Here is a 15,517-nt window from a genome sequence, read left to right on the forward strand (position 1 = left end):
CGGCGGCGGCTCTCTCACTCAGCCCGCGTCGCGGTTGCGCGGCGCACCCTGGCGCGCCGGCCGGTTGAAGCCGCTCTGACCGCGGCGATCACCGCCTCCGTGCGAGCGGTGCTGGCCGTCGCGATGGCCGTGGGAGGAGGGACGAGCGAGGAAGCCCACATTGTGCAGCGAGCCCGAGCCGGACGCGTCCGATGCGCGGGGCCGGTCCTGGCCGTGGCGCTGGGGACGTTGCCCCTCGTTGCTGCGCACGGGCTCATCCGCGTGGCGTGCATGGTCGCGGCGGCCGCCGCCGTGGCCGTGCCCGCCGTGCGCGTGTTCGGAGCGGCCGTGACCGCGGCCCCGTTCGCCCGCGCCATGATTGCGTCCGCCGCCCTGATGGCGATGTCCGCGATGTCCCCCGCTCGTGCGCTCGCCGTCGTCCCGGCGCGCCGGGGTGCGGTCGGCGACGATGGAGGCGTCGTTGCGGCGGTCCTCGTGGGGGATCTGCTGTCGGGTGAGGCGCTCGATGGCGCGGAGCTGCTCGCGCTCATCGACGTCGCAGAGCGAGATGGCGATGCCCGAAGCACCCGCGCGCGCCGTGCGGCCGATGCGATGAACGTACGCCTCCGGCACTTCCGGAAGCTCGTAGTTGATGACGTGCGTCACGAGGTCGATGTCGATGCCGCGCGCGGCGATGTCGGTCGCCACCAGCACCTTGATGCGGGACGTGCGGAAATCCTCGAGCGCGTTCTCACGCTGGCGCTGGCTTTTGTTGCCGTGGATGGCCGCAACCTTGGTGCCGCCGCCTTCGAGGTGGCGGGCGACGCGGTCCGCCCCGCGCTTGGTGCGGGTGAAGACGAGCGTGCGCTCCATGGCAGGGTCTGCGAGAAGCTCGGCAAGCAGGGCGCGCTTCTTTCCGGCCTCGATATGGATCACGCGCTGGCGGACACGCTCTGCGGTGGTCGCGACCGGTGCCACCGAAACCTTGACCGGGTCCTGCAGCAGCTCGTCGGCGAGACCGGCGATCTCCTTCGGCATGGTGGCCGAGAAGAACAGGTTCTGGCGGCGGTGCGAGAGGTGCGACACGATCCGGCGGATGGGCTTCACGAAGCCGAGGTCCAGCATCTGGTCGGCTTCATCGAGCACGAAGATCTCGGTGCCGGAGATGTCGGCGCAGCGCTGCTCCATCAGATCGAGCAGGCGGCCGGGTGCCGCGACGAGCACGTCGACGCCGCGCGAAAGAGCCTGGATCTGCGGACGATGCGCGACGCCGCCAAACACGACGGCGACGGTGATGCCGAGGTGGCGGCCGTAGGCGCGGAAGCTTTCGCCGATCTGGGTTGCGAGCTCACGCGTGGGCGAGAGCACCAGCACCCGGCAGCCCTTGCGGGGTGCTGCGCGGCGGTCTGCGGCGAGGCGGTTGAGGATGGGCAGCGCGAACGCCGCGGTCTTGCCGGTTCCCGTCTGCGCGATGCCGAGCAGGTTGCGGCCCTCCATCACCGGAGGAATGGCCTTCGCCTGGATCGGCGTCGGCGTGGTGTAGCCTTCTTCGTTCAGAGCCTTGAGGATCGGCTCGGCGAGGCGAAGATCTGAAAACGATGTCAAAGGGTGGTCTTTCTTTTGAAGCCGCGCATGTGCGGCGGAGCAGCCGCGCCGATTCCCGGCGAAGCAGTGCTCGTTTCTCGATGACGCCCCGCGTGGCCTGGGCTGTCGGATGGGGAGTTTTTCAGGGCGCTCAACAGGGGGACGAATTGGGCCTCTTTGGCCCGACACATGTCCCTTCACGCGGCTGGAGCGCCGGAATACGCTCGACTTTTTCAAGCGTTGGAACGGCTTGTCTCATGTTGCGGGTGCGAAGTCAAGGTAATCTCGGGTTCCGCGGAGTCGCAGTGCCGCCGCGGCTGGCCGGCTGCTAACCGTCTGCGTCAGTGCCCTGCGCCCAATTGGAAGGTCGAGCTATGCATCCCGCCGCATCACGGATTGTCGATCTTTACGAGCGTCACGCCGAGGCGTGGGATCGCGATCGGGGGCGCTCCCTGTTCGAGCGGGCCTGGCTCGACAAGTTCCGGGCCGTCTTGCCCGCGGACCGCTCGATTCTCGACATCGGGTGCGGGGCGGGGGAGCCGATCGCCCGCTATTTCGTGGAAGCGGATCATCCGGTGACGGGTGTCGACTCGTCCGCTTCTCTCATTGAGATTTGTCAGGCGCGCTTTCCCGATCACGCCTGGCTCGTCGCAGATATGCGCAGCCTGGATCTCGGCCGCCGCTTCGGCGGGCTTATCGCGTGGGACAGCTTTTTCCATCTGTCCTACGCCGACCAGCGGGCGATGTTTCCGATCTTCGATCGGCATGCGGCGCCGGGTGCAGCCCTCCTGTTCACGAGCGGGCCATACCATGGTGAAGCCATCGGCTCGTTCGAAGGCGAGGCGCTCTATCACGCCAGCCTTGCGCCCGAGGAGTACGAGGCGCTGCTCTCGGCCAACGGCTTCCACGTCGTAGATCACGTGGCCGAGGATGCGTCGTGCGGTGGCCATACCGTTTGGCTCGCGCGCCACGTGTAGAGCGCGATCGGTCCTGATTGAATGAGGATCGCGCTGCAGCGCTTCAGCGAGAGCGATGATCCACGCTTCGGACGGATGGGATCCGAAGCGCTGATGGTCCGGCGCGCAAAAGAAAAGCCGCCGGTTGCTCACCGGCGGCTTCGATCCGATCGGATCTGGAATTCTGGCGCAGCGCCGAATTAGACGAGCTGAACCTGGCCGGCCTGCTTGCCGCGGCCCTTGCGATCGTCCTCGAGGACGAACGAGAGCTTGTCGCCCTCATAGACGCCGTTGATGCCTGCCCGCTCGAGAGCGGAGATGTGGATGAAGACGTCCTTCGAGCCGTCTTCCGGCTGGATGAAGCCGAAGCCCTTGGCGGTGTTGAAAAACTTCACCGTGCCCGTGATGCGATCCATAGTGGTGTTCCTTCACTTTGCGCGCAAAAGATCAGCCAGTCCCGAACGGCGCGCCGTCATTCGGGATCTCAGTCAATGCAGGAATAAGGCAAACGGCCGGTGGCACGCTCTCTCATTCGACCTTGTGAGGGTACGTCCACCTCGGAGCGCACCGGCCCCGGCGTTATGCGGGCTGTCTGTGGCGAAAGCAAGGATCAATTGCGATATCAGATTGCTATCCGAAAACACGCTAAGATACGGAAACTGTGCTCCTTTTGGGCACAAGTTAACCAGTGGTGAAGGCTGCCGGCGTGACGCCGTTTCGTCACACGCTCTCGCCAAAGCGATGAAGTGGCTGTGCGATTGGTGATAGCTCGCCGCCTCGCATTGTCGGTGCGCGGACTGGCTGATACTGATCGTGCCGGTGGGGAGCGGAGCAGGGGCACAGGCAAATGCTGGCGGCTATTCGCATTGCAGGACGCGCGGGACTTTGCGCGCTTGCGTTCGTCGTATCGGGCTGCGCGGAGACCATTCCCGGCGTCGATACCGCTTCCATCAAACCCGCCGCCGATACCGTGACACAGGGGTTCGTCCCGGGGGTGCCCAAGGGCTATCAATGTCCGCTGGTGCCGAACGGGTTCGACCCGGCTGGCTCGATCTACCGCCTCGACAAGGACGGCACCTATTTCCGGGTGAAGGATTTCACCGCAGATCCCGCGATCACGGCGCTCGGTACCTTCAAGCGCGACGTGCCGATCTCGAACTACGTGCTCTCCGACACGCAGCAGGCGAATGCCGGGCTCTCGTTCGATCTCCTGCAAAAGGTGGTTCCCGGCCTCAGGGCCTCGGGTTCGGCCGACTACAAGAAGGCGATGACGGTGGACATCATCGTCGAGGACATGGTGGGCGAGGTCATCGACGATCACGTGGCCGACAAGATCGTCGATCTCTTCAAGGCTTCGATGACGCCGAAACGCGGCAGCAAGTATTTCCTGGTGCGCGAGACGGTTCGCGCCGGAGCTGTCAGCTACAAGCTGAAGCAGACGGATCTGGCGCGGCTCGGCGGCAAGGCCGAGGTGGAGAAGCTTGCGCAGGGGGCAGCCAACGTGACCGTGCGCGACAACGACGGCGTGTTCGAGATCAAGCAGACGTTCAAGCCGGATCGGATGCCGATCTGCATCAAGTCCGCCGAAATCGTCATCGACAACGGTGCGGCGCCGACCGTGGCGCTCAAGAGTGCGGACGACACGCCCGTTCCGCAGATCAAGCGCGTGGGCGGCGAGTAGGTCCCGCGGTTCCTGCGCACATTTTGATTTCGGTCATATTCTTCTTGCTGCGATGCGGCGAGCCTCGGCGCATCAACATCTCGTTCCATGATGCATCGCGAGATGCTCTTCCGATTCCTTGTCGGCGGGACGTGTCCGGATTATCTTCAAACAAGCGAGGAAAATCAGGGTGGGTGTGATGGCCGATACTCTAACCCGCGATATCACCAAGGCCGACGTGGATCGTTTCCTGTTCGGCAAGCACCTCACGAGCTGTGCGGTGTGCGGGCGTTTCCGCTCCCAATGCGATCTCGATGTTCACACGCTGAGCTGCCAGCGCGGCACAACGGCCGACTGCTCCTCCAGCTCGACGCTGAATGTGCTGATGATCGTCTGTCAGAATTGCGGTGCGATCGAGTTTCACGACCGCACCATCATAGCCAAATGGCTGGAAAGCCAGCGCCCCGTTCCGGTGCGCTAAGCGCGCGCAGAACGTGCGGAAGACGAGGAGGCGGCTAGGTGCCGGCCTCCTCGGTGGCCGGGTTGGGAGACAACTCGCCGGCCTTGCCCTTTCGCCCATTCTCGGCATCCGCATCCGGAAGCGGCGGTTTTCTAGCGGTGATGTTCGGCCACATATCGGCGTATCTGTGGTTGATCTCCAGCCAGTAGCGGGTTGCCTGTGGCTCCGTATCGGAGAAAATCGCCTGGGCCGGGCATTCCGGAACGCACACGCCGCAATCGATGCACTCGTCGGGATGGATGACGAGCATGTTCTCGCCCTCGTAGAAGCAGTCCACGGGGCACACCTCTACGCAGTCGGTATATTTACATTTGATGCAGTTTTCGGTGACGACGTAGGTCATTGCATTGTCCCAATTGCATTGAGGTGTGCCGCGCGGCGCTCCTCATTTCGACAGGTGTTCGAGCGAAAACAGGTGCTGCGTGGAGGCCAGTGGCGCGTGGCATTGCCGGCACGTGTTCAGGTCCTTGTTGAGGCGTTTGCCGTCTGGGCTGAAGATGGCGAAATCCCAGTCTCCGTTGCGCAGGTTCTCCGGAATAGTGCTGCCCCAGCCTTCCTCTTTCTGCATGACCGCGACGGCGGCCAGCTTGTCGCGGATGCGTTGACCGAGCGCGCTTTTCATGACCTTGCCGTCCTTGTCCTTCTTGGCGGCATAGATCTCGCCCACCAGCACGGAGCCGTTGGGCAGCTCTTTTCCGGCGGCTGCGGCTTCCAGTGCAACGGGGTTCGCGAAGAGGCGAATGATCTGGTCCTCGTTCTGAACCCGATCGAGGCTCAGGTAGTTAGTGAAACTCGTCTTGTAGTCCGCGGGGAACGAGATGCGCTCGTCGGCTGCGTAGGCCGTGCCGGCCACGAGGCCGAGTATGAGCAGCGTAGCTAGTCGAGACATTTAGTTTCCTCCCAGGTCTTTTGTTCTCTCGGTTCGCGCCGCGACGCGTTGCTTGCGAGACGTGGCGTTGCACGATCACAGGTCTGTGATTAAGATGCATTACTTATACATCTTATGGCTCGCACCCTGCAAAGACAACCGTTGCATACATCTTATCGGAGATTTGATATGCGCGTGACCGCTTCCCCGGATGCTGCCTCAAAGGTCCAAACCAGCCGTGTTCGCCTCAAGCGCGCCTATGCCGAGCCACAGGAGAGCGACGGGGTCAGGGTGCTGGTGGACAGGCTCTGGCCGCGGGGCCTGCAAAAGGAGCGCGCCAAGGTCGACATCTGGCTGAAAGACATTGCCCCGAGCGCCGAACTGAGGCGCTGGTTCGGGCATGATCCGAGGCGCTGGGAGGAGTTCGAGCGCCGGTATCGCGAGGAGCTTCGCGGTAATGCCGAGTTGTTGAACGTGCTCAAGGTCTGGCGCGATCTCGGGGTGGTGACGCTGCTGTTCGCCGCCCGCGACGAGGACCACAACAATGCCGTGGTTCTCAAGGCGGTGCTCGAAAACATGGGCCGCTAGGCTCATTTTTATCCGGCCGCTAGACGGCTTCGGGAACCGAATCCGGATCGTGGCATCCAAGGACGCAGGCGGCTCGTTGCCCCGGAGGTTTCGCCATGGTCCATCTGCAAGTCGAGGACGCTCCCAACTCTCCGGAGTGGGACCTTGTGCAGCGTGCCCTGAGGAAGGACGCGCGTGCGGTGCGTGAGATCATCCAGACGCACAATCGCCGGCTCTATCGAACGGCGCGCAGCATCGTGCGGGACGACGGGGAGGCGGAGGACGTGCTGCAGGAGGCGTACCTGCGCGCGTTCTCGGCGCTCGACCGTTTTCGCGGCGAGTCTACGCTTGCCACCTGGCTCACGCGCATCGTGCTCAACGAGGCGCTTCAGCGCCTTCGCCGGCGCACCGATACGCCGTTGCCGGACGGGAACCTTCCGGAGCTTCGCGAAGCTCAGGTCATTCCTTTTCCGTTATCCGGCGGGCAACCTTCCGATCCGGAGCGCACCATGGCTCAACGTGAACTCTGCCACCTTCTTGAAAAGGCGATCGATGCGTTGCCCGATGATTTCCGGATGGTGCTCGTTGCGCGCGCTATCGAGGATATGAGCGTGGACGAGACGGCGGAGCTGCTGGGCTTGCGGCCTGAGACCGTGAAGACGCGCCTGCATCGGGCGCGGCGTCTTCTCAAGGATATGCTGGCCGATCACTTGGGCGCCATGCTGAGCGACGTGTTTCCGTTCGATGGGGCGCGCTGCGAGAGAATTACCGACGCGGTGATGGCGCGTCTCGAACTCTCGTCGTGAGGGCAGCGGGAACCTCCATCGTCGAGGTGCATCCAAATCTCCGTGTGAACAGGAGCCAGAGGGCTCACAACATGGAGGTCATCAGATGCGTCATCCCAAAGCACTTTATGCAATCGCGGCTGTTTTGCTGACGGTTCCCGGCGGTCTCGCGTTTGCCGCGGGTGCCGGTCCATCGGACGCCCAGATCGCGCATATCGCCTATACGGCGGGCGATCTCGACATCAAGGCGGCCGAACTCGCGCTCGAAAAAAGTCAGAGCAAGACGGTGCGTGCGTTCGCGGACGACATGGTGCGCGACCACAAGGCCGTCAACGACAAGGCGCTGGCGCTCGTGAAGAAGCTCAACGTCTCGCCCGAGGACAACGACACCAGCAAGAGCCTGGTGAAGGACGCGGACGAGAAGCGCGCTCATCTCGCGACGCTTTCCGGCGCGGCGTTCGACAAGGCGTATGTCGAAAACGAGGTTGCCTACCACAAGGCGGTGAACGGGGCGCTCGAGACGACGCTGATCCCGTCTTCCGACAACGGCGAGCTGAAGAGCCTGCTGGAGACGGGCCTGAAGATCTTTCAGGGCCACCTGAAGCACGCCGAGCATCTTGCCGGCTCGTTGAAGTGAGGCCGAGACCATGCGCGCATCCGGTTTCTCCGTTCTTTCATTCGTTCTCGTCGCGCTGGCCCATGTGGCCAGCGCGAAAGCTGGCGAGACTATCGTGGTGAAGATCACGGATCTTGCGTTCGTTCCCGCCGAGGTCAGCGCGCGTGTGGGCGACACGATCGAGTGGGTGAACGCTGATTTCATCGATCACACGGCGACCGCGAGCAACGGCGCCTGGGACTTGGCGCTTCCCGCCGGAGGCCGTGGGCGGCTGGTGGTGAAGCAGGCGGGCGTATTGGGCTACTTCTGCCGAGTTCATCCGAACATGACGGGCACGCTGAACGTTAACGAGAAGTAGCGCAACGCGAGCATTCGAGCGCTCGTTGTCAGTAGGCTGAGGCAGGCCGCCGCAGCCCGTCTTGGTTCCTGCGAAAATGACGCATCGTTGCGCGATCGCTGTTTGCGCCATCGCAAAGAGAATGACGCGAATGCTCCTACAAAAAAAGGAGATCGGGCGCAGTGCGCTCAATCCTTTTGAAAAGGGAGAAAACGATGTCTGAGCAATACAACATGACGCGCCGCACAATGCTGGCGAGCTCGGCGTTTGTCGGCGCTTTGGCGCCTATGCTCACCGCAACGCCCACGTTGGCTGAGAATGCGGCTGCGAATGCGAAAGCGTCTCCCGTCGATATTTCCAAGCTGCCGCGCGAGAAGATCGAGCTGGTGAAGCCGCCGTTCGTTCACAAGCATACGCAGAAGGCCCAGGGCGGCCCGAAGATCATCGAGGTGACGCTCACCATTCAGGAGAAGAAGATCGTCGTCGACGACAATGGCGCTGAGGTCCACGCCATGACATTCGACGGTTCCGTTCCTGGCCCCATGATTGTCGTTCACCAGGACGACTACGTGGAACTCACGCTCGTCAATCCTCCGACCAACACGCTCCAGCACAACATCGACTTCCACTCCGCAACGGGCGCGTTGGGCGGCGGCGGTTTGACCATCGTCAACCCCGGCGAGAAGACGGTGCTCCGCTTCAAGGCCACGAAGGCAGGCGTGTTCGTCTACCATTGCGCTCCTCCGGGCATGGTGCCTTGGCATGTCACGTCCGGCATGAACGGCGCCATCATGGTTCTTCCGCGCGAGGGCCTGACGGACGGCCACGGCAAGGAGCTCACCTACGACCGCGTCTATTATGTCGGCGAGCAGGATTTCTACGTGCCGAAGGACGAGAACGGCGAGTACAAGAAGTACAAGACTGCGGGCGATGCCTATCCGGATGTGCTCGAGGTCATGCGTACCCTCACGCCGAGCCACATCGTGTTCAACGGCGCGGTCGGTGCTCTCACGGGCGAGAATGCACTCAAGGCGGCGGTCGGCGAGCGGGTGTTGATCGTGCACTCGCAGGCCAACCGCGACACGCGTCCGCATCTCATCGGCGGACATGGTGACTATGTCTGGGCAACCGGCAAGTTCCGCAATCCGCCGGATGTCGATCAGGAGACCTGGTTCATTCCCGGCGGAACGGCGGGTGCAGCTTTGTATACCTTCGAGCAGCCTGGCATCTACGCCTACGTGAACCACAACCTGATCGAAGCGTTCGAACTCGGGGCGGCGGCACACTTCACCGTCACCGGAGATTGGAACAGCGATCTCATGACGTCCGTGGTCGCTCCTACCGGCACCTGACGTCAGTTCGGAAGGCGCGCGCCCGATGGGGAACTCGGCTGCGCGCGCCTTCCGCCTCACTACCAAGGCTCCACGGCTTCAATGAGCGCGCTCCGTCGCTAGGTGGCGGCGGTGCGGAGGAGGCTTTATGGCTTCGCTTTCCACCAGGCATGACATCTCGTGGGCTCTCGTCGTAACTTCGTCGCTGATGGTGGCGGTGATGGGGGCGGTTGGCTTCATTGGAGCGAAGAAGGTCTTTACCGGAAGCCCGTCCTACGTCGGGCTGCCTGCCGCGCCCGAGACTGTGGTCATCGAGCCGCGCACCTTCAGCTACCGGGCAGCTGGCGACTACTACAAGAACGGCTTTGCGGTCGATGGACCGATGCGCACCGTTACCATGACGGGTGCGCTCACCATCATGAAGCATCAGGTGTCGAGCGCGGACTATGCGCTCTGCGTGGAGGATGGCGCGTGTGCGCCCGCAGAGCCGGAGTACCCGGCCGCGGCCAGCGTCGATCGTCCGGTAACGGGCGTGAGTCTCGATGACGCAAAGGGCTATGCGGCGTGGCTCAGCGAGCGCACGGGTGATGTGTGGCAGTTGCCGACGGACGAGGAGCTTGCCTTCGCGGCCGGCTCGCGTTTCCCGGATGACGCCCTCGGGGTGGATCCCAACAGCGCAAACCCAGCCGATCGCTGGCTCGCAGATTACTACCGCGAGGCGAAACGCAAGGCTTCACGCGAGCCGATCCCGCAGCCGTTCGGCCGCTTCGGCGAGAACGAGTTCGGCCTTTCCGATTTCGGGGGCAACATCTGGGAGTGGACCACTACCTGCAGCCGCCGCGTGGACGTGGACCGGCTCGGCGTTCCGGATGCGGTCGATGCCAATGCGTGCGGCATCTACCATGCCATTGGAAAGCATCGCGCGCCGATGGTGTTCTTCGTTCGCAATCCCAAGGGTGGCGGTTGCGCGGTGGGCACGCCTCCGGACAATCTCGGGTTCCGGCTTGTGAAGGATACGCGCTGGTATGCTCCGCTTATCGCGCATTTGCGTGCACGAGGGCTGACTTTCTGATCAGGATCAAGCTCGGCCGGAGGAAATCGATGCAGAGCGGTGAGTGTGGGCTCCTTTGAGCGCGCCGGAGCCTTTCTTGACCGCCTGCGTCTTGATAGTCTCTGTCACCTTCTGCGGTGAGGCCGCCCGGCAGTGAAAATCGATCGAACCGCCGTCAGATCGCTCCCCGTTTTCCATAGGATGAGCGATGCCGACCTGGACAATCTCCTCGGATGCGCAGCCGTGCGGCGCGTGCCGCAGGGGGAAGCGGTTTTCGAGCAGGGGCAGGCGGCGACGAGCTTCTATCTGCTGCTGAGCGGACGCTTGAAGGTTACGCAGGTGACCGACGACGGCCAGCAGATCATCGTGCGCATGGTGCATCCCGGGGACCTGTTCGGCTTTGCGAGGGCGCTTCAGCGGGTCGACTATCCCGCGAGGGCGACGGCCGTTGCCGAAAGTCAGGTTCTGTCCTGGCCGAACGAGCTCTGGCCGCAGTTCGTCGAGCAGAACGCGCAGCTAGCCGCCAACGCCATCCAGACCATCGGCAAGCAACTCGAGGAAGCGCATACGCGCATTCGGGAAATGTCGACGGAAGAGGTGGAGCGGCGGATCGCGCACGTCGTGCTGCGCCTTTCCGAGCGCGCGGGGCGAAAGGAGGAGGGGGGAATCCAGATCAATTTTCCCATCTCCCGCCAGGATATCGCCCAGATGACCGGCACGACGCTGCATACGGTATCCCGCATCCTGAGCGCCTGGGAAACGCGCGGGCTCGTAGAAGGCGGCCGTCAGAAGCTCCTCATTCGTGACCTCAAGAAGCTCGCTTTGCTCGCCGAGGGCGAGCGCGATTGAGCGCTTTTCATAAGACCCACGGGCCGATATTGCGCTTGTTTGCGCCATTAGGGGCTTAGTTCGCCGGGCCGGAAGGTTGGTCTTGTCGGCGGGCTCACTTTCTCCCTCAGATTCCGCTGGGAGGAGGGAAGCTAGAGGTGGGTTTCCTTAAGCACGATTATTTATCGCTGTTCCTAACGTGTCGCGCCTATTGAATAGGTAAGTGGCCTTCCGCATCTCCACTCAATAGCGCCTCGGCCTCTTCGCTTCTGTCCAGGCGCTCGAGGGCGCATCGTCTAGTGCGTGCGCCCCAATCTGTTCCTTGGCCATTTGCCGGTCGCATTGTCCGACGCCCGGTCCCCTCGTCGGAATTGCCTCGGCGCAAGCTCGGGAGTTACGGCCATGACCCATTCACGCGAACTGCCTCATTCCGGTGGCGCTCTGCGACAGCTTGGCGTCGATGTCCGCTGGCCGTCATCGGCCATTTGGAGACCGGGTGAGCCCGCGATCCGCAAGATCGGCCTTGCCGATGTCGAGGACGCGCTTGCCAAGGGTATCGAGGATTTCAAGGCGGCGCCCAGTCACGCGCTGTTCCTCTGTCTCATCTATCCCATCGTCGGCGTGATCCTGTTCCGGGTCGCGTTCGGCTATCATCTGCTGCCGATGATCTATCCGTTGATGGCAGGCTTTGCGCTTCTCGGGCCGGTGGCAGCGGTGGGGCTCTACGAGCTCAGCCGGCGGCGCGAGCAGGGGCTCGACGTGTCCGTCTGGCATATCGCCGAGGTCTACCGGTCGCCTTCGCTCGGGGCGATCATCCGGCTCGGCGTGGTGCTGCTGGCGATTTTCGTTCTTTGGATGATGACGGCGCGCGCGCTCTACGTGCAATCCTTCGAAGGAGTTCTGCCCACCTCCCTCTCACATTTCATGCAGCAGCTTTCCACCGCCGAAGGCCGCCAGCTCATCATCTCGGGTAACGTCGTCGGGTTCTTTTTTGCGCTTCTGGTTCTCGTGATCAGCGCGGTCTCGTTTCCGATGCTTGTCGATCGGGACGTGGGCGTGGGAACAGCGGTGCGCACCTCCATCCGCGCGTTTATCGAAAACCCGTTGCCGATGGCGGCGTGGGGCCTCGTCGTGGCGGCATCGCTGGTTGCGGGCGCGATTCCGTTCTTCTTCGGGCTCGCGGTCGTGTTCCCGATTCTCGGCCATGCCACGTGGCATCTCTATCGCCGTGTGGTGAGCCGCACTGAAGTCATTTGATGCCGCCGAAAGATGCGCGAGCCTCAAGCTGTCTCCGGGACGCGGCACCGCGTCCCGGACTGAGCGGCTAGGGCATCTGCTGCAATCCAAAGCCGCCACCCAGGTTCTCCAGCGTTTCGAAGCCCGGCGGCCGGTCCGACGCCGTGGTGGGGGCTGGCTTTACGTTCTTGTCATGCGCGACTGTATCCGGTGGTGCGCTTTTCTCTGGCGGTGCCGCAGGCTCGGTTGCGGATTTCAGAAATCCTTCGAGAAGGGTAGCCGGCGGCTTGGGCGGGGCCTCCATGCTCGCCTGTACGGGAGGCGGCATCGTCTTCATCCTTGGGGTCCGGTATCGGGCCTTCATGACCTTCGCGGGTTTCGTGCGGACGGGTGATGTCGTCTTGACGGGCTTTTCGCGAGGCTCCGGCTGTCTGTTCTCCGATGCGCTGTCATTCGCCTCGGGTAAGGAGATGGCCGGAGCGGCTTCGGCGAGTGGTGGCACGAGCGCGGCAGGATCGGCGGCAGGCGGTGTGGCCTCTTCTTCGGGCGTTTCGCGCTGGATCGTCAGCCCCAGCACGGCAAGCGGCTCGCCGTCACGCTTCTTGATCTCGATGGTGGTGTTGAAGGTTTCTATTTCGCTCGGCACGACCATGCCGATGTCGGTGAGATCGCCGGCCGCAAGTGTCCATTCGGTGTCGGAGGTCTTGTGCCCCACCGAGAGGCGAACCTCGGGAGGCAGACCTTTGATGGTGACAACGTCGAGTGAATCCAGGTTTTTCGGGTCGTCGCCCAGGGTCGCTGAGCTGGTCGCGTAGACGAGCCCGGGACTTGCGGCCTCGGCGGGCTCAATCGGCATGGTGGCGATGGTGCGCACGATGGACGTGGAGAGCGCATCGCACGGCGGCCTCTCGCACGCCTGCTCCCTCACGAAGCTCAGGCGCGTCTCGGGTGACGGAGGCTCGACGGCCGGTGGAAGCTCGGCAGCCGCTTCTTTCGGCTGTGGCGAGGCTGCGTGAAACGATTGGAACGCCAGGAACAACGCCGCGACGCCGAAGATGGATGCGAGGAAAATCCAGGGCGCGTCCTCGTTCTGCCGCAAAGCCGCAAGGCGAGAGGCACCGTAGCGGGGAGGCAACGGAGACAGAGGAGGCAGGGGAGGCAGGGGAGGCAGAGGTGGCGGCAGGGGCGTGCGTGAGGCGGGACGCGGCCGCCGTGCGCCTTCCGGTTCCGGCGCGTCGTCACGCAGAAACTTCGGCATCTCCGCTTCCGGCTCACGACTGTGCTCTGCGCTGTCCAGCGCGGCGGGCAGCGCAGGTATCTGCGGCGCGCGCGGCGGATCGGCGGCATCGGTTCCGGCTATCGGTGCGGCCGCGGCCGTCTCCATGGCGGAGGCCAGCATCTCGTGAAGTGCTGCGAGCTTGGCGGCGATATCCGGATCGTGAGGCGTCTCCGGCGCCGGGTCCATCGCGGGCGTTGGAATGAGAGGAGTGGATGGGGTCGCCATACGCGCGGACACCCAATGCATGGGTTTTCCGCTTGCAGCCGTAGGCATCTGATCACAGGTGAGGGGCGCCCCAACATCGTCCTGGGACGGGGCGCCCTGGCAGTCGTCCGACATAAAATGTGCTCCGCTCGAGTGCGCGATCCGAGTGGTTGGAATTTTCGCATCGCCCCGCGCGATGAAATTTTTGAATGTCCCGCTCGGCGGATATGAGCGTCCGTTGAAAACTTGCACAAGCGTTCGAGCGGCTTTGCGCGTCTCAAACGCGTGTCATAGTTACGGCGTGCAACAAGCCGTGTTTCATTTTGCGCCGTCGCAACGTGAAATCGGCTTTTGCTCTTCGCGGCATAAAGGCAGTAGTGTGGCGCGCATGAAATGCTCAGGCGCGTTCTTTCAAGGAAGCGGCGCCGTCAGGAATAACATCACGCGCAGTCCGCCGTGCGAGACGGGGGCCGTGGGGGGCGCAAACGGCAGCCCGCACGCGGCGGCGAGTGCGGTGTCGGTGGTGATCAAGCCGACACGCCAGCCGGAGAAGCGTGTCGCCAGCGTTTGTCCCAATGCTCGATAGAGCGCGTGCAGGCGCTTCTTGTCGCCAAGTCTGTCGCCGTATGGCGGATTGACAATGACGAGACCGGGAGGTCCGCCGGGTGCGACGAGATCGATAATCTGCTGCTGGTGGAATTCCGTTATGTCAGCGACGCCCGCGCGTTGCGCATTGGCGCGGCTGATGCTTATGGCGCCCGCGTCGCGATCGCTTCCGTAAAAGCGCAGCGCAGGTTTCGCCGGGTTCTCCGTGTCACGGAGTTTGTGCCAGGCTGCTTCGTCGAAGGTTGCGAGTTGCTCGAAGGCGAAACGGCGTGAGCGGCCGGGCTTCAGGCGGGCCGCGATCTCAGCCGCCTCGATGACGAACGTTCCAGATCCGCACATGGGGTCAAGCACGGGCTCGGCGCCGTCATAACCGCATTGGCGCAGGAAGAGGGAGGCCATCGTTTCCCGCATGGGCGCTTTGTTGACGGCTTCCTTGTGTCCGCGCTTGTGCAGCAGCTCGCCCGAGGTGTCGATGCCGATGTTGCAGAAGTCGTCCTCGATGCGCGCGCGGATGCAGACCTCCGCTTCGGGCGAGACCGGTGCACCGAGCTCCTCGTGGATGGCCCGCTCGATGCGCTGGGCGGCGGCTCCGGAATGATAGATGCGAGAGCTTTTGCACGAGGCTTCGACGCGGATGGGTACGTCGGGGCGCAGCACGTGGCTCCAGGCGAGCTTGCGCGCACGCTTGTCGAGTTGCGCGAGGTGCATGGCCCGGAAGCCGCCGATACGGGCGATGACGCGGCCCGCCCCACGGATTTCGAGGTTGGCCCGCCAAACCGCGGACCAGTCTCCCCTGAATGTCACGCCGCCTTTTGCCGCCCGCGCGCCCTTGAAGCCCCTGGCGCGCGCTTCGGCGCAGAGCGTGGGTTCGAGGCCTGGGGCTGCCACGAGGAATATTTCGAAGTCGGTCTCGGTCGTCATGGCGCCTCAATATCGGGAAGCGGCGCGAGTATCGACCTTTTTATGGGAGCCCCGGGGACGGGTGGGCGCAGAGGGCCTTGCCGTGGAGCCCTCCCGTTTTGGGGGGACCGGCCATGTTTTGGGGCCGGGGCATTCGTCAACTCTCCGATGACGGATGTCGTTGACAGCGGGCCGTCGGCGCGATGTGGT

17 protein-coding genes are annotated in these 15,517 nt (G+C 63.6%); 11 read left to right on the plus strand and 6 right to left on the minus strand.

Going from position 1 to position 15,517, the window contains the following annotated elements:
- Nucleotides 1-18: 18 nt before the first annotated feature.
- Complete coding sequence (locus tag PE058_RS08100; RefSeq protein WP_271030303.1) at nt 19-1,584, minus strand: DEAD/DEAH box helicase; 1,566 nt, start codon at nt 1,582-1,584, stop codon at nt 19-21.
- A 353-nt stretch (nt 1,585-1,937) separates the two neighbouring features.
- Between PE058_RS08100 and PE058_RS08105 the strand changes: the two genes are divergently transcribed.
- Complete coding sequence (locus PE058_RS08105; protein ID WP_020086930.1) at nt 1,938-2,540, plus strand: class I SAM-dependent DNA methyltransferase; 603 nt, start codon at nt 1,938-1,940, stop codon at nt 2,538-2,540.
- Between the two features lie 179 nt (nt 2,541-2,719).
- Here PE058_RS08105 and PE058_RS08110 read toward each other — a convergent pair whose 3' ends face one another.
- Entirely contained in the window at nt 2,720-2,935 is a 216-nt protein-coding gene (locus PE058_RS08110; protein ID WP_020086928.1) for a cold-shock protein, read from the minus strand.
- Between the two features lie 431 nt (nt 2,936-3,366).
- On the opposite strand from PE058_RS08110, the gene PE058_RS08115 reads away from it, so the two are divergent.
- Both PE058_RS08115 and PE058_RS08120 read left to right on the plus strand, forming a co-directional pair.
- Nucleotides 3,367-4,200, plus strand: a complete 834-nt coding sequence (locus PE058_RS08115; RefSeq protein ID WP_020086927.1) for a hypothetical protein — start codon at nt 3,367-3,369, stop codon at nt 4,198-4,200.
- 178 nt (nt 4,201-4,378) lie between these two features.
- Nucleotides 4,379-4,660: a hypothetical protein gene (locus tag PE058_RS08120; protein WP_020086926.1), complete on the plus strand. Its 282-nt coding sequence runs from the start codon at nt 4,379-4,381 to the stop codon at nt 4,658-4,660.
- Between the two features lie 34 nt (nt 4,661-4,694).
- Here the strand turns inward: PE058_RS08120 and fdxA are convergent, their stop codons facing one another.
- Nucleotides 4,695-5,042, minus strand: coding sequence for a ferredoxin FdxA (gene fdxA / locus PE058_RS08125; protein WP_020086925.1), 348 nt, complete (start codon nt 5,040-5,042; stop codon nt 4,695-4,697).
- Nucleotides 5,043-5,084: 42 nt separating this feature from the next.
- A complete protein-coding gene (locus PE058_RS08130; protein ID WP_020086924.1) occupies nt 5,085-5,588 on the minus strand; it encodes a cytochrome P460 family protein in 504 nt (167 codons plus the stop codon).
- Between the two features lie 168 nt (nt 5,589-5,756).
- Here PE058_RS08130 and PE058_RS08135 point away from each other — a divergent pair, with 168 nt between their 5' ends.
- From PE058_RS08135 to PE058_RS08170, 8 genes are all read left to right on the plus strand, one after another.
- Nucleotides 5,757-6,155 (plus strand): DUF488 domain-containing protein, encoded by a 399-nt coding sequence (locus tag PE058_RS08135; protein WP_020086923.1) that lies wholly within the window; start codon nt 5,757-5,759, stop codon nt 6,153-6,155.
- A 95-nt stretch (nt 6,156-6,250) separates the two neighbouring features.
- Nucleotides 6,251-6,940, plus strand: coding sequence for an RNA polymerase sigma factor (locus PE058_RS08140; protein ID WP_020086922.1), 690 nt, complete (start codon nt 6,251-6,253; stop codon nt 6,938-6,940).
- Between the two features lie 85 nt (nt 6,941-7,025).
- A complete protein-coding gene (locus PE058_RS08145) occupies nt 7,026-7,556 on the plus strand; it encodes a DUF4142 domain-containing protein (RefSeq protein WP_020086921.1) in 531 nt (176 codons plus the stop codon).
- Between the two features lie 10 nt (nt 7,557-7,566).
- Nucleotides 7,567-7,893: a cupredoxin domain-containing protein gene (locus PE058_RS08150; RefSeq protein WP_271030304.1), complete on the plus strand. Its 327-nt coding sequence runs from the start codon at nt 7,567-7,569 to the stop codon at nt 7,891-7,893.
- A 194-nt stretch (nt 7,894-8,087) separates the two neighbouring features.
- Complete coding sequence (nirK, locus tag PE058_RS08155) at nt 8,088-9,224, plus strand: copper-containing nitrite reductase (protein ID WP_020086919.1); 1,137 nt, start codon at nt 8,088-8,090, stop codon at nt 9,222-9,224.
- 127 nt (nt 9,225-9,351) lie between these two features.
- Nucleotides 9,352-10,275, plus strand: a complete 924-nt coding sequence (locus PE058_RS08160; protein WP_271030305.1) for a formylglycine-generating enzyme family protein — start codon at nt 9,352-9,354, stop codon at nt 10,273-10,275.
- Nucleotides 10,276-10,407: 132 nt separating this feature from the next.
- The gene (locus tag PE058_RS08165; RefSeq protein ID WP_040498530.1) at nt 10,408-11,103 is read left to right on the plus strand and encodes a Crp/Fnr family transcriptional regulator; all 696 of its coding nucleotides are present in this window, start codon (nt 10,408-10,410) and stop codon (nt 11,101-11,103) included.
- A gap of 381 nt (nt 11,104-11,484) precedes the next feature.
- A complete protein-coding gene (locus PE058_RS08170; RefSeq protein ID WP_271030306.1) occupies nt 11,485-12,339 on the plus strand; it encodes a DUF2189 domain-containing protein in 855 nt (284 codons plus the stop codon).
- Nucleotides 12,340-12,406: 67 nt separating this feature from the next.
- Here PE058_RS08170 and PE058_RS08175 read toward each other — a convergent pair whose 3' ends face one another.
- On the minus strand, nt 12,407-13,843 hold the full coding sequence (locus PE058_RS08175; protein ID WP_271030307.1) for a hypothetical protein: 1,437 nt from the start codon (nt 13,841-13,843) through the stop codon (nt 12,407-12,409).
- A 369-nt stretch (nt 13,844-14,212) separates the two neighbouring features.
- Nucleotides 14,213-15,328, minus strand: coding sequence for a THUMP domain-containing class I SAM-dependent RNA methyltransferase (locus PE058_RS08180; RefSeq protein WP_271030308.1), 1,116 nt, complete (start codon nt 15,326-15,328; stop codon nt 14,213-14,215).
- Nucleotides 15,329-15,517 lie beyond the last annotated feature (189 nt).

The organism is Hyphomicrobium sp. DMF-1 (genome assembly GCF_027886585.1).
Taxonomy (GTDB): domain Bacteria; phylum Pseudomonadota; class Alphaproteobacteria; order Rhizobiales; family Hyphomicrobiaceae; genus Hyphomicrobium_C; species Hyphomicrobium_C zavarzinii.

What these genes read in the sequence shown, in the direction of transcription:
- PE058_RS08180 (WP_271030308.1), bottom strand. Translation starts at nt 15,328, where the DNA reads ATGACGACCGAGACCGACTTCGAAATATTCCTCGTGGCAGCCCCAGGC.
- PE058_RS08150 (WP_271030304.1), top strand. Translation starts at nt 7,567, where the DNA reads ATGCGCGCATCCGGTTTCTCCGTTCTTTCATTCGTTCTCGTCGCGCTG.
- PE058_RS08175 (WP_271030307.1), bottom strand. Translation starts at nt 13,843, where the DNA reads ATGCATTGGGTGTCCGCGCGTATGGCGACCCCATCCACTCCTCTCATT.
- PE058_RS08170 (WP_271030306.1), top strand. Translation starts at nt 11,485, where the DNA reads ATGACCCATTCACGCGAACTGCCTCATTCCGGTGGCGCTCTGCGACAG.
- PE058_RS08160 (WP_271030305.1), top strand. Translation starts at nt 9,352, where the DNA reads ATGGCTTCGCTTTCCACCAGGCATGACATCTCGTGGGCTCTCGTCGTA.
- PE058_RS08135 (WP_020086923.1), top strand. Translation starts at nt 5,757, where the DNA reads ATGCGCGTGACCGCTTCCCCGGATGCTGCCTCAAAGGTCCAAACCAGC.
- PE058_RS08115 (WP_020086927.1), top strand. Translation starts at nt 3,367, where the DNA reads ATGCTGGCGGCTATTCGCATTGCAGGACGCGCGGGACTTTGCGCGCTT.
- nirK (WP_020086919.1), top strand. Translation starts at nt 8,088, where the DNA reads ATGTCTGAGCAATACAACATGACGCGCCGCACAATGCTGGCGAGCTCG.
- PE058_RS08110 (WP_020086928.1), bottom strand. Translation starts at nt 2,935, where the DNA reads ATGGATCGCATCACGGGCACGGTGAAGTTTTTCAACACCGCCAAGGGC.
- PE058_RS08145 (WP_020086921.1), top strand. Translation starts at nt 7,026, where the DNA reads ATGCGTCATCCCAAAGCACTTTATGCAATCGCGGCTGTTTTGCTGACG.
- PE058_RS08140 (WP_020086922.1), top strand. Translation starts at nt 6,251, where the DNA reads ATGGTCCATCTGCAAGTCGAGGACGCTCCCAACTCTCCGGAGTGGGAC.
- fdxA (WP_020086925.1), bottom strand. Translation starts at nt 5,042, where the DNA reads ATGACCTACGTCGTCACCGAAAACTGCATCAAATGTAAATATACCGAC.
- PE058_RS08120 (WP_020086926.1), top strand. Translation starts at nt 4,379, where the DNA reads ATGGCCGATACTCTAACCCGCGATATCACCAAGGCCGACGTGGATCGT.
- PE058_RS08105 (WP_020086930.1), top strand. Translation starts at nt 1,938, where the DNA reads ATGCATCCCGCCGCATCACGGATTGTCGATCTTTACGAGCGTCACGCC.
- PE058_RS08130 (WP_020086924.1), bottom strand. Translation starts at nt 5,588, where the DNA reads ATGTCTCGACTAGCTACGCTGCTCATACTCGGCCTCGTGGCCGGCACG.